Genomic DNA, 22858 nt, shown 5'->3' with positions numbered 1-22858 from the left:
GCTGCCTGCGGGGTCAGGGTGAGGGGCGCAGCGCGGGGAGTTTTTCTATGTACAGCAACGGCACCCGTTCCCTTGATTATCTGCTCTGGGGCATCATCGGCTTTCTCATCATTGTCATCTTTTTGTCCGGGCTGGGAACCGGCTGGCTGGTGTGGGGCTAGGCTGTGGCGTTCATCTGGGACGATCTGCTGAACCTCGGGTCCACCATCGTGGACAAGATTTGGCCGGATGCCGGGGAGTCGGAGCGCAACAAGGTGCAGCTCATCCTCTCCGAGTTCGCCGGGCGGCTGAAGGTCCTGCAGACCGAAATGCAGGGCAACTGGATGCAGCGCTCATGGCGGCCGTGTCTCATGTTCCTGTTCATGCTCATCATTGCCAACAACTATCTCGTGCACCCGTACCTTGCCCTGTTCTGGGACAAGGCACCGGTGCTGGAGATTCCCCCGAACCTCTGGGGGCTGTTGAAGCTCGGGGTCGGCGGGTACGTGGTGACGCGCGGGGGCGAGAAGATCGTTCGGGAGCTGCGCAAGTGAGCCCTGATCTGGTGCAGGAGGTGCGGGTCTCGCTGGCACGCATCGAGGAGCGTGTGATGGTCGTGCAGGAAGACATCCGGGAGATTAACGAGACGAGGCGGTGCCACACCAACAATGAACGGATCAAGCATCTGGAGCGCATTGTGTGGGGCACTGTGGCTTGCGTCGTCAGCATCGGCATACGGCTTTTGTATCAATTTTTTCAGTCATGAGCGGCGGAAGACCATCGAAGTACAAACCCGAATATGCGGACATGGCGCGGCGCATCTGTGCCGAGGCCGGGTTTTCGCAAGCCAAGCTCGCCAAGGTGTTCGGGGTGTCCAAGTCCACGGTGAGCAAGTGGAAGAGCGAGCACGGGGATTTTGCCAGAGCCGTGACCGAAGGTGTGGACGTCTTCAACTGCACGAAGGTGGAGAAAAGCCTTTTGAAGCGGGCGCTGGGGCTGCGGGTGACGGAGAAGGTTTTCGGCAGGCTGGATGCCGGGGAGACCGAGAGCGGGGAGAAGATAGTGAGCGACGAGTTGCATCTGCTCAAGAAGGTGCAGCGGGCGTATCCGCCCGACACGCGGGCCTGCAATCTCTTCCTCTCCCGCCGGGACCCTGAACGTTGGCCCGACAAGCAGCAACTGGAGATGACCGGGAGCCTGAACGTGACCAACAAGGCTGCGGCCCTGTCTGAATTTCTGGACGAGATTGACGGAACAACAAAAGGAATTGAGCACGGTGCACAGGTTGAAGGACAGGATGTGGAGGCTGAATAACCTCTACTCGATCACCGACAAGCAGGGGCGCATCCGGCGCTTCCGCATGAACTGGGCGCAACGCCGGTTCATGGCTGCCCTGTGGTATCGAAACATCATCCTCAAGGCCCGCCAGCTCGGGTTTACCACGCTCATGTGTCTCGTGGCGCTTGATATGTGCCTCTTTAACAAGAACGTGCGCGCCGGGATCATCGCCCACAACAAGGACGACGCGAAGGCGTTCTTTCGTGACAAGATCAAGTTCGCCTACCGGGAGTTGCCCGAGGTTTTTCGCCATGCCGTGCCGGTGGCAACGGAGAATGCCAACGAGCTGCTGTTCAGCAACAACTCGTCCATTCGCGTGGCAACGTCGTTCCGCGGCGGGACCATTCATTTCCTGCATGTCTCCGAGTACGGAAAAATCTGCGCCAAGCTGCCTGACCGGGCAAAGGAAATCCGCACCGGGGCGTTCGAGGCGGTGCCGGAGTACGGGATTCTCTCCATCGAAAGCACTGCCGAAGGGCAGACCGGCGACTTCTTTGAGCGCTGCAAACGGTCACAGGACCTTGCAAAGAGCGGCAGGGAACTGGGCAGGCTGGATTACCGATTCAATTTCTATCCGTGGTTCGAGCATCCCGAGTATCAGACTGATCCCAACCATGCCCTGATCCTGCCGCAGCATGACGAGTATTTCGAGCGGTTGGAAAAGACGCTTGGCATCACGCTCTCCAAGGCGCAGCGGGCATGGTACGCGGCCAAGGAGGCGGACCAGCAGGAAGACATGAAGCGCGAGTATCCCAGCACGCCGGAAGAGGCGTTCGAGGCGGCTGTGGAGGGAGCCTACTACAGCAGGCAGTTCGCCACCATCCGCGACCGCAGGCAGATTGCTCGGGTGCCGTATGACCCGGCCTTGCCGGTGTACACGGCGTGGGACCTCGGGATGAGCGATTCCACCGCGATCTGGTTCATTCAGCCGCTGATGGACCGCGAGTTTCGTGTCATCGACTTTTACGAAAACTCTGGCGAAGGCCTTGAGCATTACGTCGCTGAGCTGAACCGCAAGCCGTACGTCTACGCGGGGCACTACGCGCCGCACGACATCCGCGTGCGGGAACTTGGCACCGGCAAGTCCCGGCTGGAGACTGCCCGCAAGCTGGGTCTGCGTTTCGATATCAGCCCGGACATCCCGGTGCAGGACGGCATCAACGCGGTTCGGAACCTGTTGCCCAAGTGCTGGTTCGACGAGACGCGCACCGATCAGGGTGTGAAGTGTCTGGAGGCGTATCGCAAGGACTGGGACGAGCGCAATGGGTGCTGGAGGAATCAGCCTGTTCATGACTGGACATCCCACGGCGCGGATGCGTTCCGGTATTTTGCCGTGGGCTACAAGCCGCGACGCAGCGGGGCGGGCATGCAGACGAGGTGTGAAAACTGATGGGTGCCGTACGGGTTGAAACACAGCCGACCGCGCTTGTGGGGCTTCAGTACACGTGGACCGAACCGGAGCAGTACGAGTGGTTCGAGTTCCGTGCCGGTGGCGCAGTGTACGCGGTGGCCGGGCTGGCGGTCATCGGTGACGAAGCGTGGATGTACTGGCGGATTCTGGAGCAGGGCATCCTCGCTTGGCGGGACCTCAAGAAGAACGCAGTGCCGCAGATGCGGGCGCATTGCCGGGAGCGCGGAGTGCGGCGGGTGTTTGTATCGACCGACGATCTCAAGGACGTGAATTTCATTTCCATGACCGGGTTCATGGGCTTTGTGCCCGTGTTGACCGTGGCCATGCAGGAAATCGGGGAGGAAGAGAATGTGCGGTAGCACGGGAAGTACTTCGTGGCTGGATACGCTGGGCAAGGCGGCCACCGCCGCGAGCGCTGTGGGCTCGGCTGCGAGCACGGGCATGGCGCTGTTCGGCAAGGACCCGGAAGTGGAGACGCCCGGCGAGGCCAAGGCACCGGGGCCGGATGACCCCAAAGTGCAGGCCAAGGCAAAGGCCCAGCGGCAGCGGCTGCTTTCCCGCAGGGGCAAGGACTCGACCCACTTGACCTTCGGCAAGGACGCAAGCGCCCGGCCCGAGGTTGTGAAAACGGTTTTCGGAGGGTGGTAGGATGCCTGATTTCAGCGGATTTTCAGGGTCTGGTTTTGGGCCGGGTGGTCGCGCCAAGGATTCGCGTGGTGTTGGCGGCTGGGGTGGTGGCAACGGCAACGGCGGCAACAGGTCCGGCGGCAGGCTGCTCTCGAACCAGCGGAACAACGACAAGGCTGCGCGGGAAAAGGCTGCGCGGGAGAAAGCCGCCAAAGAGCAGGCCGCAAAAGAGAAGGCTGCACGGGAAAAGGCTGCACAGGAGGCGGCTGCCAGAGAACAGCGGCAGGCCGAAGAGCGTCAGCAGGCCCAGAGGGCGGCTGCCGAGGCAAAGCATGGGGAGGACGACCCCCGCGGAAAAAGCCTTGGTGCCAAGTACAGCACTCCGGACCGCAAGAGCTGGGCCAAGAAACACGGGGTTGGCTTTTACGGAGACCGCAACGCGCCCACGAGCGAAACCAATAACCCGCACGGCACCTATGGTGACGGACAGGCCGACAACGCCTTCAGCAAAGGCGTGGCCCCGTCTTCTCTGGGGAGCATGGGAGCGGGCGGCAAGGGGAATGGCGGGGGAGTTGCGCCGCAACCGCCTGCTGCGGAAGCCAGAGAGGAAGACGCCAAGCCTTTCGATCTGCAGGCCGGGCTTCGTGAGCTTTCGGACCCAAAGACCAAATGGGCACCGGGGCATGAAGCAATGAAGGCCGGGAATAGGCATGGTGACTGGACCAAGAATGAGGAAGGTCAGTGGGAGTTCGAACCGGACCGAGGTCTTCTGGGCAGCCTGCGTGATTCTGTTTTTGGGTATGATCGAAATGTTTCAATGAAGGCCATGGTTGATCAGGCCAGAAGAAGTCCAAAGCATGCGCAGACTTTTGCAGAGGCTCACGCTGAAGGCAACATGATGACCGAAAACGGTAAATCCGCCGTGGATAAGGTTGGTGTTGCAATTGATGTAGCAAAGCCTTTTGGTTCTTTGCTGACAGGTAATTTTGCAGGAGCAGCATATGGGGCCTTCAATGCCGTAGACACCTTGCGTGATATGGCAATGCTTGATGGTGAAAGCTCAGAGAGCAAGCAGCAGGCGGCTCCGAGCCGAACCGCAAGGGGACGTGTCTCATTAAAAGGGGAATCCGATGGAAACTTCGGGCGTTTGCTGCGGCCTCGGGCTGGCGGGGGCGGCGGTTCCGGCAAGGCGGACGAAGCGGCCACTGGTGCGGGGAAGGTTCGTGGAGCCACGCGTAAGGGGCCGAAGCGGGGCAAGGGGAGTCTGATCCTGACAGGCAGGCGCGGGCTTGAGGACGGGCCGGTGCTGTTGGGAGGCCGTTATGCCAGCTAATCAGGAGCAGATTGAACGGCTTGCCAAGCGGTACGAGAAGATGGACGCGGACCGTGCAACGGCGCGGCTGCGGGCTGACGAGTGCGCGGAGTTGTTCAAGCCGCGCAAGGCCAAGAGCAGCCAGAAGGCCGGGGACGGCAGCGACGACCGCACGCGCATCTGGAACGGGACGCCCGAGGAAGCGCTTGATATCTCGGCTGCTGGGTTTCACTCCGGCACCATGCCCAAGGACCAGCAGTGGAGCCAGATCGGGCTCATGGACGAGAAGGCCGAGGATGACCCCGGCAACAAGAGTTGGCTGCAGCAGGCGTCCAAGCAGCTCATGAGCTTCATTCATCAGTCCAACATTCACCGCGAGGTGCATGAGGCCATTGTTGATTTTCTGTGTTCGGGCGTGTGCAACACCCGGATGCTCATGGGGCCGCACGGGTTCCGGTTCTCCACGCGCAGGCCCTTTGAATACTGCTTTGCTGAGAACGAGGACGGTGAAGTGGATACCGCCATCGGCGAAATTGAGCTGACCGCGCGACAGGCGCACCATAAGTGGGGCGACAAGGCGGGCAAGGTGGTTCTGGAAGCCATGGAACAGAACGACCAAGAGAAGAAGATTTCCTTCATGCATGCGGTGGTGCCGCGTCATGAGCGCACGCCGGGCAAGGGCGGCAAGCTGAACATGCCCTTTGCCTCCATCCACTGGGAAAAGAGCGAAAAGCACATCTGCGAGGAATCCGGGTTCGAAGAGTTCCCGTTTCTCGTGGCGCGCGGGTCCAAGGAGACCGGCGAGGTGTACGGCTATTCGCAGTGCCGCAAGGCGCTGGGGGCTGCACGTGTGCTGCAAAGCAAGGAACGCACCACGCAGCGGGCCGGGGAGAAGATGGTGGACCCGCCGCTGGCCATGGCCGATCAGGCCGCGCTTTCGCCGCTTAGAAACGGTCCCAACTCCATCACGACTCTCGATGCCTCGGCCATGCAGAACGGCATGCCCGGCGTCAAGGAACTGCACACCGTGGGTGACGGACGGTTCGGCGTTGAAGAGATTCAGCGCAGCGAGTTCATGGTGCGGCGGCTCATGTTTGTTGACGCCTTTGAAATGGAAGAGGTGCGTTCCGGGGTCACGCTCGGGGAGCGGCAGATGCGCAAACAGGAGAAGCTCATGGTGCTCGAACCGCAGCTTTCGCGCTGGTTCAGCGAGTATCTGGAACCGCTGCTCAAGCGCGGGCTCTCCATGCTGCTGCGTATGGGGATCATTCCGCCGCCGCCGGAAAGCCTGCGCGGGCACCGGCTTAAGTTCGTGATGAAGTCCCGCCTTTTTCTGGCAATGCAGCACGGCGGCGACTCCGAGGCAGTGGAGCGCATGTATCAGCAGGCCGGAGCCATTGCCGAGCTGACGCAGGACCCGAGTGTCTTCGACAATCTCGACAACGACGCAGCCATGAAGGTGCATGGCAGGCTTGTGAACGCACCTGCCGAAGTGGTGCGCGACGAGCGGACCGTGGAGGCACTGCGCAAGCGGCGGGCACAGCAGCAGGCGCGGGCTGAACAGATGGAAGCGGCCCAGCAGGGCGCGGACGTGGCCCAGAAGCTGGGCATGACAGGAGGTGCCGGTGCTCAAAGATAAGCTCAAGACCATGCGGGACAGGATTTTCCGGCGGCACCTGTATCGCCGGGTGTTCGGAGCAGGAGAAGGGCGCGAGGTGCTCAAGGACATTTTGCTCACGACGCGCATGGACCTGCCGACCTATGTGCCGGGCGATCCCACGGCTACGGCCTACAACGAGGGCCGCCGGGCAGTCGGGCTGGAGATTTTCCGGGTGCTGCATCAGGACCCGACCGAGTTCAAAGAAACCATGATCACAGGAGGATCAGACAATGAGTGACCCGACTACCGGCGCAGTGCCGGAAGGCGCAACACCCGAGGCCCCTGCACCGCAGGAAACGCCCGAAGTCCCGGCCGGTGACGGCGGCGGTGGCGGGCTCGACTTCATCCCCGAAGAGTTCCGGGAGGCAAGCTGGGCGCAGAAGTACAGCTCGGCCGACGAGTTCTTCAAGGGCGTGGACAACATGAACAAGCTCGTGGGCCAGCGTCCCGAAGGGCTGGTGCCGCCGGGCGAAGACGCCACGGACGAGGAGCGCGCGGCGTTTCACAGCAAGTTGCGTGAAATGCAGGGAGTGCCCGGTGAGTTTGAAGAGTACTCGGCCGGGTTGACGCTGCCGGAAGTGGGCGAGGACGCCACACTGCCGGAGCTGGTGCAGTTGGCGCACGCCGAAGGTGTGCCGCCTGCGGCCATGCAGAAGATGGTGGACCATCTGTACGAGGGGCATACCGCCGCACGCAAGGCCGAGGAAGAGCAATACGAGAATGCGCTGAGTGAGGCCACCGAGACGCTCAAGGGCGAGTGGGGCGACGAGTTCGACCACAAGGTGCTCATGGCCGAGCGAATGCTCTCCGAGTTTCCTGACGACGCCGTGGAGCTCATCGTCTCCAGCGGTGCGGGAAACAATCCGGCCATTGTGCGTGCGCTGCACGGGCTGGCCGAGAAGTATCTTTCCGAAGACGACTTGAAGGACCTTGGCAACGGCTCGGACGGCGGGGAACTGACCGAGGCCAAGCTTGCCAAGATGATGCAGGACCCGAGGTATGCCGACCCGGACCAGCGCGATCCCGCGTATGTGCGCGAGATCGAGGAAGGGTTCAGGCGGCTGTACCCCGAGTAGATAGCGGCCCCGGCGGACAGGAGGCCCCACAAGGACACCCTCCGGGTTCCCGAAGTGCCGGGACACCCCAATGTTTGAGGCATTTCGACGACAACCATCAAGGAGGAAACGACAATGAGTTTTTCCGTGGATCAGGCATTCATCAAGCAGTATGGCGCGGAGGTGCATACTGCCTATCAGCAGAAGCAGGCCAAGCTTCGCAAGACCGTGCGGCTCAAGACCAGCGTGAAGGGGTCCGAGTACATCTTCCAGAGGTCGGGCAAGGGCAAGGCCGGGAAGAAGACGCGCCACGGCAACGTGCCGCTCATGAACGTGGACCACAGCCATGTGACCGCCGTGCTGGAAGACCTCTACGCGGGCGACTACGTGGACAAGCTCGACACCATCAAGACCAACATCGACGAGCGCGGCGTGCTGGCGAACGCCGGTGCCTACGCGATGGGCCGCAAGATCGATGACCTTATCATCACCAAACTGGACGGCGCGACCGAGGTGATCCCCTCCGGCGATGCTGTCCTGACCAAGGCCAAGGTTTTGCAGGGGTTCGGCACCCTGAACGCCAACGATGTGCCCGACGACGGCGAACGCTACGCCCTCGTTGGTGCCGAGCAGTACAACAACCTGCTGGAGATCGAGGAGTTCAAGAACGCCGACTATGCTGGCGACGCCCTGCCGTGGCTCAAGGGTGCGCAGGCCCGCAAGTGGCTGAACATCACTTGGATCATGCACACCGGCCTGCCGCTGGTGGGCGGGGTTCGCAAGTGCTTCCTCTACCACAAGTCCGCCGCCGGGCTGGCCGAAGGGCTGGGCATCACTCCGGACATCAACTGGATTGCGGAAAAGGCCGCTCACTTCGTGAACCACATGATGAGCGCCGGTGCCGTGCTCATCGACCCCGAAGGCGTGGTCGAAATCGAGTGCAAGGAGGCCTAGGCATGGCTGAAAAGGAAACCGTTGCCAGCGTGAACGTAAAGCTGGACGCGCTGCTTGACGTACTCATCGAGGATGGCGAGCGGCGCAAGGGCGAAGGGAAGGCCGTTCCGGAACTGGACGGACTGTACGAAGTGGCGGGCAAGACCCCGCCCGAACCTGCAACCAAAGAGCCTGAAACGGCTCAGGGAGAATAGCCCATGGCCTATGCATCCAATGACCTGCGGCTGATTGGCGGGTATCCCGGTCAGCAGCTCTTTCTCTACAAGACCGCCGACGACCTCGCCACCACCGTGGCCTCCGGATACTTCGACGACGCGGCCGAGGACTACAATCTCGGCACCGGCGACATCGTGCTGGCCGTGACCGGCACCAACGCCGCCGTTGACGTTCTGGTGATTAACTCCATCGGCCCCGTGACCGTGGTCAACGGCTCCTAGCACTCAACCGGGCGGGGCAATCCCCCGCCCATCACTTTTCGGAGGAGGCATGGCCGACAAGCCGACAATCTGCAACCGGGCGCTGGCCGCCATTGGCGTAACCGATCGGATCAGTTCCATTGACGAAGGAACGCCCGAGGCCGACCTGTGCAAGCTGCATTATGACGAGGTATTGCGTGAGGTCCTGCGGGTGTATCCGTGGAATTTCGCCCGGACTTTCAAGAATCTGGGCGGGCCCGTGGAAACGGACCTGCCGCCGCACTGGTCCCATGCCTATCAGCTCCCGCCCGACTGTCTGCGTGTCTGGCGAGTGTACGGAGCCAGCGGCAGCGAAGTTGTGGAGCCGGGTGCGTGGGTTCGCGCGGGTCCAAGGATTTTCATCAACGAGGATGGTCCGGTCATCGAGTATATCCGCGACGAGCCGGATGCGGGGCTGTATGACTCCCTGTTCGTTGCTGCCGTGGTGGCGCGGCTGGGGGCCGAGCTTGCCCTTGGGTTGGCCGAGTCCCGGACCATGGCGGCGGAAATGCTCAGCATCTTCGAGCGGCGGCTGATGGAGGCGCGTAGCGTGGACAGCGCCGAAAATGCGCCGGAGCGGCGTCGAAGCGGCGGCTGGGAAACCGCACATCTGGAGTAGGGCATGCTCATTTCACAGGTGGCATTCAACGCCGGGGAGATTGACCCGGAACTGGACGGCAGGACGGACATCGAACCGCGCGCACGTGGCTGCCGCACGCTGGAGAATTTCATTCCCACCGTGACCGGGCCGGTGCGGCGGCGTGGCGGCTCGCGTTTCATGCAGCCCGCTGCCAATGATTCCGCGTCGCCGCTTTTGCAGCCGTTCGAGTTCAACAAGCAGCAGGCGTATGTGTTGGAGTTCTCGCCGCTCTCGGTGCGCGTGTGGGTGCACGATGGCCTTGTGGCTGCGGAGGACGGCAGCGCCTACAGTGTAGAGACGCCCTTTACTGCCGAGGATTTGCCGGACCTGTGGTTCTGCCAGAGTGCGGATGTGCTGTTCATCGCCCACGGCAAGCATCGGCCCAAGCGGCTTTCCCGCTACGGGCATGACGACTGGCGTCTTGATGACGTGCCGTTCGAGGACGGGCCGTACATGGACCAGAACAGCGACGAGGACAAGAAAATGGCCGCGTCAGCCACCAGCGGCACTGTGACCGTGACAGCCTCGGGAACGGACAACACACCTTTTGCCGACACGGATGTGGGGCGGCATCTGCGCCTGCGCCACGGCAATGTCATCGGCTGGGGCGTCATCACCGAATATGTTTCTGAAACGCAGGTCAAGGTTGAGGTGAAACGGGATTTTTCCGGCACCTCTGCCACATGGGAATGGCGGCTCGGCGCGTGGTCCGAAACAACCGGCTGGCCGCAGGTGGTTCTTTTTATCGACGAATCGTTGGCCTTTGCCGCGACGGACGTGCAGCCGCAGACGCACTGGAAGAGCACATCCGATGATCTGTACGATTTTTCGCCCACCAATGAATCCGGCGAGGTGCTGGATTCTTCGGGCTACTCCAAGACTCTCGGTGGCGACCGGCTCAACGCGATTCGCTGGATGACGTGGTCACAGTACCTCATCATGGGCACCTCCGGCGGCGAGTGGCGCGTGGTCACGCCAATGAACGAGCCCATCAAGCCGACAAACGGCACCCCGCGACTGGACGGGGGGCGTGGTTCCTCGTCCATAACGCCCGTACGGATCGGCGCGGAGACGGTGTTTGTGCAGGAGCAGCGCCGTCAGATGTACGGGCTGCGCTACAGCTTCGAAAATGACGGGCTGACCGATGTGGAGCTGACCAAGCTTTGCCGTCATGTGACGGCATCCGGCGTCAGGCAGCTTGCACACCAGCGCACGCCGGAGTCCGTTATCTGGGCTGTGCGCGAGGACGGGCAGCTTGTCTCCATGACCTACGAACCGAGTGAGCAGGTGCTTGCGGCTGCGCGGCACATTCTGGGCGGGCGGCTTGATGACGGGCATCCCGTGGTGGAGTCCGCTGCCGTGATCCCCGGTGACGGGCGTGACGTGCTCTGGCTGGCGGTCAGGCGGACCGTGAACGGGCAGACTCGCAGGTGTATCGAACGCATGGAGGTCGGGCACGAGACCGGCAGGGCACAGGAGCAGTGCTTTTTCCTCGACTGTGGCGCGACATACGAGGGCGAAGCCGTGCGCGAGGTGCCGGGCTTCGATCATCTGGAAGGGGAGACCGTCGAGGTGCTGGCGGACGGGGCCACGCATCGGCCCGTGACCGTCGAAGGTGGAAAAGTGGTGCTGGATTCCGCTGCGTCCGTTGTTCACGCCGGGTACGGGTACAGGTCCGTGCTGATGCCTGCCCGGCAGGAAAGCATGTCCGAGAAAGGCCCGACGCAGGGCAGGAAGAAGCGCATTGCCTCGGTTACAGCGCGGCTGCATGAGTCGTTGGGCCTCAAATACGGCCCGGACGAACAAAAACTCTCCGTGCTGCCCATGCGATCCACCGGGCACAAGCTGGGTGCGCCGCCGCCGCTTTTTACCGGGGATGCGGAACTGCGCACGCCGGGCACCTACAACGAACAGCCCGACGTTTGTCTGGTTCAGGACGCGCCGCTGCCGCTGACCGTGCTGGCGCTCTACATGACCGTGAAGGTGGGAGGATAGGATGGACTGGATTTCCAAGGCGCTTTTCGGCGCAGGCAAGGGGCTTTCGGTTTTCGGTGATGTGTCCGACGCGGAGGAGGCGTGGAAGACGGGCGTTTACAACCGGGAAGCCGCGTACCGCGATGCGGACCTTGCCAAGCAGGCCGGGGAGTTCGACGTGCGCCAGTTCCGGCGGCAGGGCCGGGAGTTCATGGCCGGGCAGTCTGCCGAAGTGGCGCACAGCGGCTGGGCGCGGTCCGGGTCGCTGCTGGACGCGCTTGCCGATAACGCCATGCAGGTGGAGCTTGAGGCCAGCAACCGCGAGTTCAACGCCGGGGAGCGGGCGCGGTCACTGCGGATATCCGGTGACATGGCCCGCAGTCGCGGTGCGTCCATGCGCAAGCAGAACTATCTCAAGGCTGGCGGGACGCTTCTCTCTGCCGCACAGAAGTTCTGGGAGGGATAGATGAATCTGGAGAAATATATGGCTAACACCGCGCCGACAGGGGCGCGGACTCCGCAGGCGCAGGGCGTTCGCAGTTTCGGCACGCAGTCCATGGCACAGGACATGACCAATGCGTCACGGCGCATTGAGGACATCCATGACGCTGACGACTTTGCGGCCGCGCGAACCTCGTGGCTCAAGGGCATGGCCGAACTGGACGAGCATTTCAAGGAAGACAAGGATTTCGAGACGCTCCAGAAACGCCGAGCAGAGGCCGTGCAGAAGCTGCGCGAGCGCACTTTGCAGGGAGTTTCCGGGCGGGTGTCCCGGCGGCTGACGCCGCTTTTCGAGCAAGCGGCGGTCAAGGACGGCGTGACCTTCGGGCGCGAGGTGCAGCGCAGGCGCGGAGAGCATCACAAGGCCCGGTTTTTGGAAGACCGTGACCTGCTGGTTAACACCGTCATCAATGCGCAAGGCGAACAGCGGGAGCAGGCCCGACAGCATCTTGATGAGCGACTGCAAGGAATAGCCCCGTACATGGCCGAAACCGAGTTTGCCCGTATGCGTGACGCTACGCATGATCTGGTGACTTTTGAGAGCGCACGGCGTGACATCCCTGCCATGGTGGCCGAAGGGCGTGCGTTTGATCCCGAACAGTATGCGGGGCTGAATCCGGCGCAGGTCTCCCAGCTTGATGCGGTCTATCGCGGCGAGGTTCGCCGTGTGAAGCGCGAACGGGAAGAGTTCCAGCGGGACCGGTTGGCCGCGCTTTCGCCGTTGCTTGAAGATTCGCTCGCTTCGGCCATGACTGAAGGCACCGCCATGGACGGGACCGAGGAGATGATAGCCGAACTCGGCGGCCTTGGGGAACGGGGGCAGGAGCTTGCCGGGGCGTACGCGGAGCAGTTCGCCCGAGTGTCACACGTTTGGGACGTGCTGGACAGCGTGAAAGACCGTCCTTTCGGCGAACAGCGGGCCGCTGTTGAGGTGTTGCGCCCTGAACCGGGCGCGCAGGGCTACCGTGCGGACATGGACATGTACGAGCGGGCCGTATCGCAGGTGCAGCAGAAGGCCAAGGCGTTTGCGGATGATCCGGCGGGGTTTGCCATGCCTGAAGCGATGCGCCGTGCGGAGAACTCCGGAGTGGAGGAGGACGATCTCGCCGGACGGGCGGCGCTTGTGTTGCAGGTTCAAAAGGAACTCGGAGCAGAATACCCGAGGATTCTTCCCAAGGAGCAGGCCGCACGACTCAAGGAAAAATTTCGTAACGATGACGCGGACGGCAAGGCCGGACTGCTGCTGGAAGTGGAGCATTATGGCGACCATACTCGGCAGGTGCTCACGGAGCTGGGACTTTCCCATGCCGAGAACTTTGCCGCCATGCTGTACCTGCGTGACAAGCAGGTCGGGCGCAAGGTCTTGCGGGCCGCCAGCATGAAACTGGACGAGTTGGGGGCGGACAAGGAGGTCGCCAAAACCGTCCGTGCCGACCTCAACCCCGAGTTCTACAGCGGCAGTATGGGCGAGGTCCTGACAAAGCAGGCGCGATTGACCGGAGACCCTGCTTATTCCCGCATGGCAAAGGAGCTGGAGGACCTGACACTCAAGGCCGCGATGGTAGACGGAGACGCCGAAGAGGCTCTTGAATCGCTTTGGGGCGGGTTCTCGTTTCTTACCGATGAAGAGCTTGCCGTGGCGTGGATGCCCAAGGAGCACGACGAGGACGAGGTGGAGGACGGGCTGCGCATTCTCAGGGCACGCATGGGTAAGAACAGCCCGGCGCTGCATGATTGCGTATGGAAAAACGCCGAGGACGGCGACGGGTTTGTGCTGGTTCATCCTGCGCTGGGATCGGTCATCGAGGACAGTTTTGTTTCCTATGGTGATGCAGCGATTGCGGCTGCGGAGGCAGCAACCGAAGACTACTATTATGGGCCGTAGGAGGGCGCTGTGAATCTTTTCTCTCCCAAAGACAGGGTGGCGCGTCCCGAAGAGCTTGAGCGGCTGGAGGCTGAACGATCGCCGTCGTGGGGCGAGTCTTTGGGTGCCAATGTGAGCGGCGCATGGGACTGGTTCTCTCTCGGTCGACCTTTGGACGCGCTACGTGAGCAGTATGCGGAAATGCAGGCATACGGTGACCGGGATGCGGACGGTGACGGCGTACGCACTTGGATGGACACGGCGATCAATGCCGAGCATGCGGCACTGACCGAGGAGCAGTGGAAGGAATCCGAATTTTTCCGCGACGGCATTGAATTTGACGGTGGCATGAATCCGGTTCGGGCAAAAATACTGGCCGAGGATTATGACAAACGTCGAAAAAGGGATGAGCTTCTGAGTCGCCAGACATTGGCGCAGAAGGTCGTCGGGTTTGGCGTGCAGATGGGCGTGGGTTTTCTGGACCCTGTGAACTACATCCCGTTTGTTGGTCAGGCAGCAAAGTTACGCATGATCGGGCGGTTCGGGACCGTTGGCGGTCGCGTTTTGGCCGGTGGGCTGGATGCGGCGGTGGGCAATGCGTTGACCTCGCCGATCATCGGGGAGGATCTGAAGCGGCGGGGAGAGAAGATCACATTTGAGGACTACGCTGTGGATACGCTCATGGGCGCTGGCGTGGGGATGCTTTTCGGCGGTGCCGGTGGTGCGTGGGCTAAGCTGCGGGGCGAGAAGCGGGCGGACGTCCTGAACGCGCTGGCGCTGGCTGCGGATGACGTGGCCGAAGGCAGGCCCGTTGATGTTTCGCCGCTGCTCAAGGGCGTGGTGGAGTCCGGCGAACTGACGCACGAGCGGGCCATGAAGCGGCTGGCGGATCAGGGCTTGCGCGTTGAAGAGGCCGGGGCGCTGCTCGGGCCGCTGGAGCGCATGGCCGAAGATTCGGGCATGGAGCTGGATGCATGGATGCGCAGGCACATTAGCGACATTACCGTGGGCGGCAAGGCTGATGAAGGGGCGATTCGGTTTCAGGTGGACAGCCCTGAAGCCCGTTATGTCCGATTCGCCAAGAAGGTCATTTACGACAATGATCGTCGCTTGAAGGTGGAATTCGAAGATACGGGAACGGATTTAAGCCTTGAGAGCCGGGAGGCCATGAAGGCCTACTTCGATACGCTGAAGCCTCAGAAAATCAAGGCTCTCAAGTATTCTGATCCAGACAAATATCTCTTTGCTCTGCATGAGATTGCCGAGCACCTTTTCCCTGACGGAATTTCTTTTCGTATGACTCAGGACGGGAAAGACGTGGATGCTAGTCATTTTTTGAAGCAAGAAAAACGTCGTTTATATGTGCACTCTCTATCCGACACGCTCGATAATCCTGATGTTAAATTTATCTTTCAGAAAGAAGGCACTACCCGAGATATTTTGCTCAAGCGTTATTTCGATAAAGAACTGAAAAAGGACGTATGGGATACTGTCGTTACATTCGGCTCTGTTGTGCAGAGCAAATTTCCAACAAGGGGGGGCAAAGGGAAAAGGGAGTGGGCCAGAGTGGTGGAGATGGATTTGAACTGGGCAGAGGCTGGAGCGTCCCAGTCAGCCAACCCGGGCGGGAATACGAGGAACGCTCTCACCCGCCAAGGTCACGACACAAATGTAAATATAAAAGAAGCGAAAAGCAAGAGGTTCGGCGGTGATTTTTCAACTGTGCGCGCCTTGCAGAGCAAAGCCCGGAATGCCCTGCCGCTTGAGATAGTCGAAACCTTTGATGACCTGCCGGAGCATATCCGTGCCAAGGCCGGGGAGCGGGGCATGGAAGGCGTGCGCGGGGTTTCCGATGGAACGGCCGTGTATCTGGTGGCGGATGCCTTTGATTCGCCTGAGGAGGCCGTGAAGGTCTGGCTGCATGAGCAGGTGGGGCACGTGGGCTTGCGCGGGCTGCTGGGCGACGGCGTTGACGATGTGTTGGACCGGGTGTTTGAGCATTTTGGGCCGGAACGGATGGAGGGCATCCGGGAGAATTACGGGCTGGACTTTGCCAACCCGGCGCACCGCCGGGAGGCAGCCGAGGAAATGCTTGCCCACATGGCCGAGCGCATGAACGAGGGGGTTGAACTTTCCGAGGCGGATCGCAACCTATGGGAGTCGTTCAAGCGCTGGCTGCTGGATGCCTTGCGCGACATGGGCGTGGACGTGGAGATGAGCGACGACGAGCTGCGCTATCTCATTCAGGACGCCGCGCGCTGGACCATGGACGGGACCGTGCGCAAGGAACGCGGCGGGCATTCTGTGCGGTATCGCGCGGGCGGCAGCAACGGCGCAGTGGAATTTCTGCCCGACGGGCGGGCGCACATTCGCATTTTTGACGGGGCAGACCTTCAGGAGGCCGGTGCAGCTCTTTCCCGGATTCTCTCCGAACGATTTCAGCATGCACCACCGGCAACCCGGCCGGACTGGCGAACCGAGCGGCCCGAGTCGCCCGAGTTTGACCCCATGGAAAGTGTTGATCCGGACGCAAGCCATGAGGAAATGGCCCTGCTGCACGAACAGCGTGTGCAGGCCATGATGGAGGCCGGAGAACTGACGGAACAGGAACTGGCCGCGCTTGACGCTGCCGATATCGGTGTGCAGCGGGCCGAGCGCTGGGGCGCAGGCTATGAGGCTGCCGTGGACTGCATCATCAAACGGGGGCTGTAATGGGAATCGACGTCTGTATTCAGGACATCATGCGCCACGCCGGAGTGGATGAAAACGACGCCTTCGACATCATCCACCAGATGCTCGACGAGAAAAACCGGATCGTCGCGGAAATGTCCATGGACATGGCCGACGAACACTTGCGCCAGATTGCCGGTGGCGTTCGTGACCGCGCACAGAAAGAGGCCATCGAGGCCAAACGGCGGTCCCTTGCTGATATAGTACGCCGTGATGAATGGGACCGGGAAGTGGGCGGGCTGATGCGCACGGGCGTTGTCAAGGATTGGGCCGAGGGCATCGTGGCGCGTCTCATCGGCACGCACAAAGGTGTTGCCGGAGCGCGCACGTCCATGAGCCAGCGCAAGGATATGCTGGAGCATCGCTGGATCGGCAAGATTTTTTCCATGATTCAGGAGGAACGGCCGCACGTCCTGAAGTTGATGCGCGACAAGGGGTTTCTCGACAGCACCACGCTGGAGATGTTCCACGTTGATCGTGGGGTATCCGTGACCGGCAATCAGGACGCGGTGTGGCTGGCACAGGTGCTGTCCGACGTGTCCGACCTCTCGCGGCGGCGGCTGGTGGCTGCCGGGGCGGATGTGAAGCGGCTGCGTAACTGGCTGCCCCAGCGGCATGATCCGCTGCGCATCATGCATGCCGGGCGGGAGCAGTGGAAAGAGTTCATCATCAAGAACGATCTGCTGGACCGGGAACGGACCTTTGGCCGCATTGCCGACGAGCAGATGGACGAGGTGCTGGACGAGGTGTTTGATCACATCGTGCGCGGCAGGGATGTGGACGCCGTGACCGACTGGCAGAACGTGGTACTCAAGCGGCCCGCTGATCTGGCGCGCAAGCTCTCCGAGCAGCATCGGGCGCTGTTTTTCAAAGACGCGGAATCGTGGATGGCCTACTCTGAGAAATTCGGGGGCGGCGACGTTGTGGATTCCGTGCTGGGGCATCTGCGCATCAACGCCCAGAACACCGCCAAGTTGGAGATTCTGGGGCATAATCCGCAGGCCTTTCTTGAGACGTACATCCGCAAGGTGGAAAAGGATGTCTGGAAGAATCCGTTGTTGAGCGACGAGGAAAAGAAGGCCCTGACCAACCGGCTGCCGCAGGACCTGAACCAGCCCGTCAATCGGGTGGCTATGGCATGGAAGGTGTCATCTGGCGAGGCGGACCGGGCCGTGCCCAATTTTGCCGGACCTGCCAAGTGGGGCATGGCGTGGGCGACCATGGGGTCATCCATCCGGTCATGGGTATCAATGGGCAAGCTCGGCATGGCGGTCATTTCATCCGTGACAGACGTGGCCACGGCTGCATCCCGGCTTCGTTGGCACGGCATCAACCCGGTTAAGGGATACAGTGAGATGCTGCGCGGCCTGTTGCACGGCAAGACCCCCGAGGATCAGCAGGCCATCGCACATTTGCTGGGTGTTGGTTTTGATTCCATGCTCGGTGACATTCACGCGCGGTTCATGGCCGAAGATCAGGTGCACGGACGGATGTCCAAGTACGCGCAGAAGTTTTTCAAGCTGTCCGGCCTGACATGGTGGACCGAGCGTATGCGCGAGAGCTTTGCCTTGATGAGTTCGGCGCACATGGCCATGCAGACAAAGAAAGGATGGGCCGAGCTTGATGACGGATATCGGCATCTGCTGGGGCTGCACGGCATCGGAGAGCGGGAATGGAAAGTTGTCCAGAAGCTGGAGAAGCGGGCAGCCGATGGCCGAGAGTTCGTGGTGCCTGAGGCGGTGCGTTTCCTCGATGAAGCCGACATTGCCGAATATGTGGCCCCGGAGCTCGCAAAGTACGAGGCGCACGTGCAGGACGAGTGGCTCAAGAAGCGGCCACAGGGGGCGCAGATTCCGAGCGGCGAACCGGGATACGAAGCACACAAGGCCATGCACCTTGATCCTGTCCGGCCCAGACTGATGAAGAAGGCATGGAGTGATTTGGAAGACAAGCTCTCGTCCTTCTTCCTCGATGAAACTGCATACGGGGTCATTCAGCCCGATGACCGCACCCGCATGTGGCAGACCGCGGGGATGCAGCCCGGAACGGTTTGGGGCGAGGTGGCCCGGTTCATGATGCAGTTCAAGAGTTTTCCTATCGCCTTCACGCAGAAGGCCATAATGCCTCACTTGAAGGGCAGGCCCGGCGGCAAGGGGGATTTCGGCGGACTGGCGCAGCTCATCGCCGGAACCACGGTTCTCGGGGCGCTTGCCATGACGACCAAGGACGCGCTCAAGGGGCGCGAGCCGCGTGATTTCTCCATGCCCAACACGTGGCTTGCTGCGATGATTCAGGGCGGCGGGGCCGGGATTTACGGCGACTTTCTGCTCGGCAAATTCTCGCGCTTCGGGGATTCGCCGCTGAAGACGGTTGAGGGGCCATTTCTCAACACCGCCGACGATCTTGCCCGGATGTTGCTGAACACCCTGCACGGCGATCCGCCAAGCGCGGGGCAGTCCATGTACATGACCATCAACAATACGCCGTTCGTGAACCTCTGGTATACGCGGCTGCCGCTCGACTACATGATCCTCTACAACCTGCAGGAAATGGCCAGTCCGGGGCATCTGCGCCGGACGCAGCGGCGGCTCAAAAAGGAATACGGGCAGGAGTTCATTTTGCCGCCCGGAGATATCTACAAACATGGGGGAGGGATTCGCTAATGCCCGTCATCAATGCCAAGAACCGTATTTCCTACACAGCTGCGGCCGGACAGACCGCGTTTGTTTATGACTTTCTGCTGCTGTCCGCAGCACATCTGGAAGTGTATGTGGACGGGGTGCTGCAGGAGAGCGGCTACACAGTAGACGGCGCAGGCCTTGAAGCCGGTGGCACCGTGACGTTCGCTGCCGGGCTTTCCGGCGGCGAGAATGTGTTGCTCTACCGCAATCCACCGCTCTCGATCGAGATATCCCTGACCGACAACGACAGCATGCCCGCCGACGTTCTCAACGAGGCGTTTTACCTGTTGGCTATGGTCAACATCATGCAGGCTGAGCAACTCGGCCGCGCGATTCTGCTGCCGCTCACGTCGTCGGTTTCCGGGGTGCATATCCCCGAGCCTGAGGCGGGAAAAGTGGTGGCATGGTCTGACGATCTGCAGGAGCTCGTCAACAAGGACCTTGCCGAACTGGGCGCGTTGGCCCTGCCGCTGGCGGTCGAGCAGGGCGGGACGGGTTGCACGACTGTCGCGGAAGCGTTGGCGGCGCTGGGGGGCGTTTCTGCGGCTGTTGCCAACACGTGGACGAAGGCCCAGCGGTACGGCGAGGCCGCGCTCGCCATCGATGCGGGCGTGGTGCTGTGGGACATGCGGGCCGCGCCCACGGCGGTGCTGACACTGACCGAGGACGTGACGGGCATCGTCATCACCAACCCCGGCCCCGGTGAACTGACCATCGTGCAGGACACCACCGGCGGCTGGTCCGTGGCATGGCCCGCCGCGATCCTCTGGCCGGGCGGCGTGGCTCCGTCCGTGACCCCGGACGCAGGAGCCGAGGATGTCATCACCTTCACCGAGCGCGGCGGCGTGCTTCGCGGCGTGGCTGCCCAGAACCTCAAGGCGGTGGCGTAATGAGGCCGTTCGATCATCCGCTTTCGGGCGTTGCTGGCGGGGGTGGCGGTGCCGTGGATGTTTGGCCGTACGAGATCGGCCACTCTGCTCTGTTGGATGGGGCGAGCAGTCTGCAATTCACCCCGGCGGCTGTCGGCAACCGCAGGCAGTTCGCGCTGGTGCTGTCGCTTAAGATTTCGGCGTTGCCGAATGTCTACAACACCCTTTTCAGTGTGTTTGCCGACTCCAACAACCGCTTTGCTTTTTGGCTGACAGAGGCGGGCAAACTCCACGTGTTTGACCGCTCTGGCGGCGTGACCCGAATGGAGCTCAAGACCGACGCTGAGTGTGTGGATACGACCAATCATTTCACCCTCGGTCTATTCGTGGACACCACGCAGGCCACCGAATCGGAGCGTGTCCGGCTGTTCGTCAACGGCACGCGCATCATCTCATTCAGCTCCGAGACGTATCCCGCACAGAATTACGACACCAACCTGTTTACGACCGTGGAGCACGTCCTTGGCGCGTACAACGGCACCTACAACATCAACGGCAATCTCTCTGCCGTGCATTTGGTGGAGGGCGTCGCGGACATGCCCGATTTCGGCGGGTTCTCGTCGGTTGTGTCCGGCCTGTGGGTGCCGCAGGCGTACACCGGGGGCTATGGGGCAAACGGTAGCCATCCCGATTTCGCGGACGCGGCCAACCTCGGCAAAGACGCAAGCGGCAACGGCAACGACTGGACCGTGAGCGGTGCGCTTTCGCAGAGCGACGACACACCGGCCCACAACGGCGGTGTTGCTGCGTGGAGGGCGTTGCCGGAACCGGATGTGCTTGACCCCGCCACTGGTGTGGCCGTGGTGCTGCGCGATGGTACGGGCGCGGCGGGTTCTGTGGGCGGCTTGGCTTTTGGCCCTGACTCTGTGCTGACAAAGGACCGTTACAACACCCGTTCGTGGTGCTTGCAAGACACGGTGCGCGGTCCTGAAAACTGTCTTTTCACAGACCTGACCAATGCCGAAGATGTTAAGCCCGGCGCAATTCCCGCGTTCAACGCGGATGGGTACGACCTCGGCAACCAATCCATCACCAACGACCTCGGCTCGTCGTATATCGACCTCTGCCTTAAGCGCGGGCCGGAGTTCGGTTTTGATATTGTTTCGGGCATCAATCACACCAGCGGCACCCCCACGCCATTCGATCACGCACTCGACGATTCCGTTGAGTTCGGTTTTGTCAGGCGTTTGGATGATGTGGACCACTGGTGGTTGTTTCACCGCGACTTGGGCGCAGACAAATACCTCTGCTTGAACCTGACGCAAGCGGCTACCACCAGTGCAGGGTTTTGGGCTGTCAACACAAGCACGCAGTTTTGCGTACCGAGTAGTTTGGGAACTGGCATCTATGCCGCCTACCTCTTCCGCTCGGTTCCCGGCTTCTCTAAGGTGTTCAGCTACACCGGGAACAACCCTGTGGATGGACCTTTTGCTGACCTCGGATTCACCCCGTTGGCTATGATGCTCAAGAACGCTGATGGTTCGGATGATTGGCAGTTCTCCGACTCTGCCCGCGACCCATACAACCCCGTTGAGTGGACACTGAGGCCCAACGAGGCTGATGTGGAATATCAGTATTCCGACCGCTATCGCTACCTGTCAAACGGGTTCAAGATCACTGACAACTCAGGCGGTCAGGTCAACGGGGCTGGCAATCTCTATGTCGGCATCGCATGGGCCGCGCAGCCCTTCAAATACAGCAACGCATTTTAAGGAGATAGATTATGTGGAGATACCCCGATGGGACGTTTCGTGCCAACCCGCCGAAACAGATTGTCGAGAATGATGTTGTCCGCAGCTTCGCGGACCTGACTCGTGAGGAACTGGACGCGCAGGGCTACAACGAGGCCGTGGCGCTCAGACGCGAACCCTACACTACCTACGAAACGCAGTGGGAACGTGGCGAGGATTTGATCTACCGCGAGACGGTTGTTTCGGCGGTGGTGGACGAGGCGGCAAAAAGCGAAGCCTTAGCTTCTCAGGTGCGGGCTGATCGTGACGAGAGGTTGAGGGTGTGTGATTGGACTCAGCTCGCGGATGCACCGCTTGACGACGCGCAGAAAACCGCGTGGGCCGAATACAGGCAGACGCTCCGGGATGTGCCGCAGCAGGCGGGGTTTCCGGATGCGGTTGAGTGGCCGGTGAATCCCTAGTGGATATAGCTATTCTATCAGCCCTCCTATCAAGTGAGGAGGGGCTTTTTTTACAACCTTATAATTCGAAGCCTTAGTGGCCCTGCAACAGTATCGGCAGTGGAAAGAGCTTCATTGGGGAAGTCCTTGGGCACCCGAAATTCAAGCGTTTGTTCAAGGCCTGAACCTTTCTCTCCGTTAACGACGCTGAAAGTGCCCGGAGCACCTGTAAAATATATAGTTACATTAATGATAAGGTCATTCCCTTCGATGCGGGCCATCCCCTTGATATCTCCTGCAACGCAGTCTTTGCCGCGTATTACCCCGTTGTCGATGATTGCAGCCGCGTTGCCAAACCCGGCGGCGCCTTCGTAATAGACCATGTAAGTCCCATTGTAGTCTTCCATTTTTTCCTCCTATGGATAGAGTTTGTTATTAGCGTTAAACCTCTGGGGGACTCATTGTCTAGAAAAGAGTAGGTACGTCGTGGTATTTTTCTTCACACTATGATTTCTCAAAACTTATGACCTGAGGAAATGGTGGTAATGTTGTGAGTATTTGTTTTGGTGTATATTTTTTTTTATTAATAATATCATTTAATTGGGATTATTTTTTTT

At 60.9% G+C, this 22858-nt stretch carries 23 protein-coding genes; 22 read left to right on the top strand and 1 reads right to left on the bottom strand.

What is annotated here, in order from left to right; translation table 11 throughout:
- Positions 1–164 precede the first annotated feature (164 nt).
- From JCM12178_RS08875 to JCM12178_RS08770, 22 genes are all read left to right on the top strand, one after another.
- Entirely contained in the window at positions 165–533 is a 369-nt protein-coding gene (locus JCM12178_RS08875; protein WP_245628693.1) for a 3TM-type holin, read from the top strand.
- A complete protein-coding gene (locus JCM12178_RS08870; protein WP_054650628.1) occupies positions 530–745 on the top strand; it encodes a hypothetical protein in 216 nt (71 codons plus the stop codon). Before JCM12178_RS08875 ends, JCM12178_RS08870 begins: the two co-directional genes overlap by 4 nt.
- Positions 742–1293 carry a helix-turn-helix domain-containing protein gene (locus JCM12178_RS08865; RefSeq protein WP_054650626.1) on the top strand — a complete coding sequence of 184 codons (552 nt, stop codon included), beginning with the start codon at positions 742–744 and terminating at the stop codon, positions 1291–1293. The genes JCM12178_RS08870 and JCM12178_RS08865 overlap by 4 nt, the downstream gene beginning before the upstream one ends.
- Positions 1277–2707, top strand: coding sequence for a terminase large subunit (locus tag JCM12178_RS08860; protein ID WP_054650624.1), 1431 nt, complete (start codon positions 1277–1279; stop codon positions 2705–2707). The genes JCM12178_RS08865 and JCM12178_RS08860 overlap by 17 nt, the downstream gene beginning before the upstream one ends.
- Positions 2707–3087: a hypothetical protein gene (locus JCM12178_RS08855; RefSeq protein ID WP_054650622.1), complete on the top strand. Its 381-nt coding sequence runs from the start codon at positions 2707–2709 to the stop codon at positions 3085–3087. Before JCM12178_RS08860 ends, JCM12178_RS08855 begins: the two co-directional genes overlap by 1 nt.
- Positions 3077–3376, top strand: coding sequence for a hypothetical protein (locus tag JCM12178_RS08850; protein WP_054650620.1), 300 nt, complete (start codon positions 3077–3079; stop codon positions 3374–3376). The genes JCM12178_RS08855 and JCM12178_RS08850 overlap by 11 nt, the downstream gene beginning before the upstream one ends.
- 1 nt (position 3377) lies before the next feature.
- Positions 3378–4688: a hypothetical protein gene (locus tag JCM12178_RS18885; RefSeq protein WP_054650618.1), complete on the top strand. Its 1311-nt coding sequence runs from the start codon at positions 3378–3380 to the stop codon at positions 4686–4688.
- Positions 4678–6306, top strand: a complete 1629-nt coding sequence (locus tag JCM12178_RS08840; RefSeq protein WP_054650616.1) for a portal protein — start codon at positions 4678–4680, stop codon at positions 6304–6306. Before JCM12178_RS18885 ends, JCM12178_RS08840 begins: the two co-directional genes overlap by 11 nt.
- Positions 6293–6565: a Bbp19 family protein gene (locus tag JCM12178_RS08835; protein ID WP_054650614.1), complete on the top strand. Its 273-nt coding sequence runs from the start codon at positions 6293–6295 to the stop codon at positions 6563–6565. Before JCM12178_RS08840 ends, JCM12178_RS08835 begins: the two co-directional genes overlap by 14 nt.
- Positions 6558–7403 carry a hypothetical protein gene (locus JCM12178_RS08830; RefSeq protein ID WP_054650612.1) on the top strand — a complete coding sequence of 282 codons (846 nt, stop codon included), beginning with the start codon at positions 6558–6560 and terminating at the stop codon, positions 7401–7403. The genes JCM12178_RS08835 and JCM12178_RS08830 overlap by 8 nt, the downstream gene beginning before the upstream one ends.
- 114 nt (positions 7404–7517) lie before the next feature.
- Complete coding sequence (locus JCM12178_RS08825; protein ID WP_054650610.1) at positions 7518–8336, top strand: phage capsid protein; 819 nt, start codon at positions 7518–7520, stop codon at positions 8334–8336.
- Positions 8337–8338: 2 nt separating this feature from the next.
- Entirely contained in the window at positions 8339–8530 is a 192-nt protein-coding gene (locus JCM12178_RS08820) for a hypothetical protein (protein WP_054650608.1), read from the top strand.
- A 3-nt stretch (positions 8531–8533) separates the two neighbouring features.
- Positions 8534–8773 (top strand): hypothetical protein, encoded by a 240-nt coding sequence (locus tag JCM12178_RS08815; RefSeq protein WP_054650606.1) that lies wholly within the window; start codon positions 8534–8536, stop codon positions 8771–8773.
- A gap of 49 nt (positions 8774–8822) precedes the next feature.
- Positions 8823–9410, top strand: a complete 588-nt coding sequence (locus tag JCM12178_RS08810; RefSeq protein ID WP_054650604.1) for a phage connector family protein — start codon at positions 8823–8825, stop codon at positions 9408–9410.
- Positions 9411–9413: 3 nt separating this feature from the next.
- Entirely contained in the window at positions 9414–11426 is a 2013-nt protein-coding gene (locus JCM12178_RS08805) for a phage tail protein (protein ID WP_054650602.1), read from the top strand.
- A gap of 1 nt (position 11427) precedes the next feature.
- Entirely contained in the window at positions 11428–11871 is a 444-nt protein-coding gene (locus JCM12178_RS08800; RefSeq protein WP_054650600.1) for a hypothetical protein, read from the top strand.
- Between the two features lie 18 nt (positions 11872–11889).
- Entirely contained in the window at positions 11890–13791 is a 1902-nt protein-coding gene (locus JCM12178_RS08795) for a hypothetical protein (RefSeq protein WP_172677098.1), read from the top strand.
- 9 nt (positions 13792–13800) lie between these two features.
- Positions 13801–16482, top strand: a complete 2682-nt coding sequence (locus JCM12178_RS08790; RefSeq protein ID WP_054650596.1) for a hypothetical protein — start codon at positions 13801–13803, stop codon at positions 16480–16482.
- Positions 16482–19163, top strand: a complete 2682-nt coding sequence (locus tag JCM12178_RS08785; RefSeq protein ID WP_054650594.1) for a hypothetical protein — start codon at positions 16482–16484, stop codon at positions 19161–19163. Before JCM12178_RS08790 ends, JCM12178_RS08785 begins: the two co-directional genes overlap by 1 nt.
- Positions 19163–20071 (top strand): hypothetical protein, encoded by a 909-nt coding sequence (locus tag JCM12178_RS08780; RefSeq protein ID WP_054650592.1) that lies wholly within the window; start codon positions 19163–19165, stop codon positions 20069–20071. Before JCM12178_RS08785 ends, JCM12178_RS08780 begins: the two co-directional genes overlap by 1 nt.
- Positions 20071–21822, top strand: coding sequence for a DUF7483 domain-containing protein (locus JCM12178_RS08775; protein ID WP_054650590.1), 1752 nt, complete (start codon positions 20071–20073; stop codon positions 21820–21822). Before JCM12178_RS08780 ends, JCM12178_RS08775 begins: the two co-directional genes overlap by 1 nt.
- Before the next feature lie 11 nt (positions 21823–21833).
- Complete coding sequence (locus tag JCM12178_RS08770; protein WP_054650588.1) at positions 21834–22262, top strand: tail fiber assembly protein; 429 nt, start codon at positions 21834–21836, stop codon at positions 22260–22262.
- Positions 22263–22312: 50 nt separating this feature from the next.
- Here JCM12178_RS08770 and JCM12178_RS08765 read toward each other — a convergent pair whose 3' ends face one another.
- On the bottom strand, positions 22313–22648 hold the full coding sequence (locus tag JCM12178_RS08765) for a hypothetical protein (protein ID WP_054650586.1): 336 nt from the start codon (positions 22646–22648) through the stop codon (positions 22313–22315).
- Positions 22649–22858: the final 210 nt, after the last annotated feature.

The sequence above is a fragment of the Salidesulfovibrio brasiliensis JCM 12178 genome (assembly GCF_001311825.1).
In the GTDB taxonomy this organism is placed as follows: domain Bacteria; phylum Desulfobacterota; class Desulfovibrionia; order Desulfovibrionales; family Desulfovibrionaceae; genus Pseudodesulfovibrio; species Pseudodesulfovibrio brasiliensis.
The sequence above is the reverse complement of the archived record's forward strand: the minus strand, read 5'-3'. Positions and strand labels throughout refer to the sequence as shown.

Coding starts and splice junctions, on each gene's coding strand:
- JCM12178_RS08865 (WP_054650626.1), top strand. CDS start 742: ATGAGCGGCGGAAGACCATCGAAGTACAAACCCGAATATGCGGACATG.
- JCM12178_RS08860 (WP_054650624.1), top strand. CDS start 1,277: ATGTGGAGGCTGAATAACCTCTACTCGATCACCGACAAGCAGGGGCGC.
- JCM12178_RS08855 (WP_054650622.1), top strand. CDS start 2,707: ATGGGTGCCGTACGGGTTGAAACACAGCCGACCGCGCTTGTGGGGCTT.
- JCM12178_RS08850 (WP_054650620.1), top strand. CDS start 3,077: ATGTGCGGTAGCACGGGAAGTACTTCGTGGCTGGATACGCTGGGCAAG.
- JCM12178_RS18885 (WP_054650618.1), top strand. CDS start 3,378: ATGCCTGATTTCAGCGGATTTTCAGGGTCTGGTTTTGGGCCGGGTGGT.
- JCM12178_RS08840 (WP_054650616.1), top strand. CDS start 4,678: ATGCCAGCTAATCAGGAGCAGATTGAACGGCTTGCCAAGCGGTACGAG.
- JCM12178_RS08830 (WP_054650612.1), top strand. CDS start 6,558: ATGAGTGACCCGACTACCGGCGCAGTGCCGGAAGGCGCAACACCCGAG.
- JCM12178_RS08825 (WP_054650610.1), top strand. CDS start 7,518: ATGAGTTTTTCCGTGGATCAGGCATTCATCAAGCAGTATGGCGCGGAG.
- JCM12178_RS08820 (WP_054650608.1), top strand. CDS start 8,339: ATGGCTGAAAAGGAAACCGTTGCCAGCGTGAACGTAAAGCTGGACGCG.
- JCM12178_RS08815 (WP_054650606.1), top strand. CDS start 8,534: ATGGCCTATGCATCCAATGACCTGCGGCTGATTGGCGGGTATCCCGGT.
- JCM12178_RS08810 (WP_054650604.1), top strand. CDS start 8,823: ATGGCCGACAAGCCGACAATCTGCAACCGGGCGCTGGCCGCCATTGGC.
- JCM12178_RS08805 (WP_054650602.1), top strand. CDS start 9,414: ATGCTCATTTCACAGGTGGCATTCAACGCCGGGGAGATTGACCCGGAA.
- JCM12178_RS08800 (WP_054650600.1), top strand. CDS start 11,428: ATGGACTGGATTTCCAAGGCGCTTTTCGGCGCAGGCAAGGGGCTTTCG.
- JCM12178_RS08795 (WP_172677098.1), top strand. CDS start 11,890: ATGGCTAACACCGCGCCGACAGGGGCGCGGACTCCGCAGGCGCAGGGC.
- JCM12178_RS08785 (WP_054650594.1), top strand. CDS start 16,482: ATGGGAATCGACGTCTGTATTCAGGACATCATGCGCCACGCCGGAGTG.
- JCM12178_RS08780 (WP_054650592.1), top strand. CDS start 19,163: ATGCCCGTCATCAATGCCAAGAACCGTATTTCCTACACAGCTGCGGCC.
- JCM12178_RS08775 (WP_054650590.1), top strand. CDS start 20,071: ATGAGGCCGTTCGATCATCCGCTTTCGGGCGTTGCTGGCGGGGGTGGC.
- JCM12178_RS08770 (WP_054650588.1), top strand. CDS start 21,834: ATGTGGAGATACCCCGATGGGACGTTTCGTGCCAACCCGCCGAAACAG.
- JCM12178_RS08765 (WP_054650586.1), bottom strand. CDS start 22,648: ATGGAAGACTACAATGGGACTTACATGGTCTATTACGAAGGCGCCGCC.